Below are 1,081 nucleotides of genomic sequence, written 5' to 3' on the forward strand. Positions count from 1 at the left end.
CGGGGATTCATATAATAAGTGCGACACTTTTTGCTAAAGGTGGAGAGGTGGTCAACTGCTGACCGTGGTACGCTTCTTCTCGCCAAAGACAAAGTGTATCACTATGACATATCAACAGTTGACCGAAGGGAAACGATACCAGATATCGATTCTTCTTGCGCAGGGTTATCGGCCTGCTTTTATCGCTAAAACAATCGATGTACATCGCTCAACCGTTTATCGAGAACTCGACCGAAACGGATCAAAGGATGGTTATCATCCTGAACAGGCTCAGCAGAAGACTCAAGAGCGCAGGACTTTGGCAGCTAAATACAAAATTCCAGCGCTAACGGTTGAGTATGTTGAACTTGGTTTGTCACTTCACTGGAGCCCAGAGCAGATTAGCGGTGTTGGACATTTAATTGATATGCCTGTCAGTCACGAGTGGATCTACCGCTATATCGCTGCAAATAAATCCGCTGGCGGAACACTTTACAAAGCGCTACGGCAAGGACATAAACGCTATCGACGAGGCGTGAATACAAAGCGTTGTGTGATACCCGATCCTCGTTCGATAGATGAGCGACCTGAGGTCGTAGAAAATAGAGAACGCTTTGGCGATTGGGAAGTCGATACGGTTCTGGGCAAGCAAGGAACTGGGGCGCTAGTCACGCTGGCAGAACGTAAAAGTCGCATGTACCTAGTACGAAAGGTAGCGGCTAAGCGAGCAGCAGATGTGCGAGATGCAGTAATAGATATGCTGAAGCCTTATGCCGCATCGGTGCGAACAATCACTGCCGACAATGGTTCGGAATTTGTCGAACATAAGGCAATAGCTGATGCGCTCAATATAGATTTTTACTTCGCTCACCCTTACTCATCGTGGGAGCGAGGGTTGAATGAAAACTTCAATGGATTATTGCGACAGTACATCCCAAAAGGTATCGATCTACACCTAGTGAGCGATGAAGATGTGCGACGAGCAGAGAAAAGATTGAATTTAAGACCAAGAAAGTGCCTTGGATTTAGGCAGCCAGAAGCCGTCTTTCGGGAGCTGCTTCAGGTTGCATAGTTGTGTCGCACTTCGGTGTTGAATTCGCGC

1 protein-coding gene is annotated in these 1,081 nt (G+C 47.4%); it reads left to right on the plus strand.

From position 1 onward, the window contains the following. Positions 1-103 precede the first annotated feature (103 nt). Complete coding sequence (locus tag EH243_RS18475; RefSeq protein WP_126160129.1) at positions 104-1,051, plus strand: IS30 family transposase; 948 nt, start codon at positions 104-106, stop codon at positions 1,049-1,051. Positions 1,052-1,081: the final 30 nt, after the last annotated feature.

Origin of the sequence: Amphritea opalescens (assembly GCF_003957515.1) — a bacterium.
GTDB lineage: Bacteria > Pseudomonadota > Gammaproteobacteria > Pseudomonadales > Balneatricaceae > Amphritea > Amphritea opalescens.

Excerpts from the sequence above, each read along its gene's own strand:
- EH243_RS18475 (WP_126160129.1), top strand. The coding sequence starts at position 104 with ATGACATATCAACAGTTGACCGAAGGGAAACGATACCAGATATCGATT.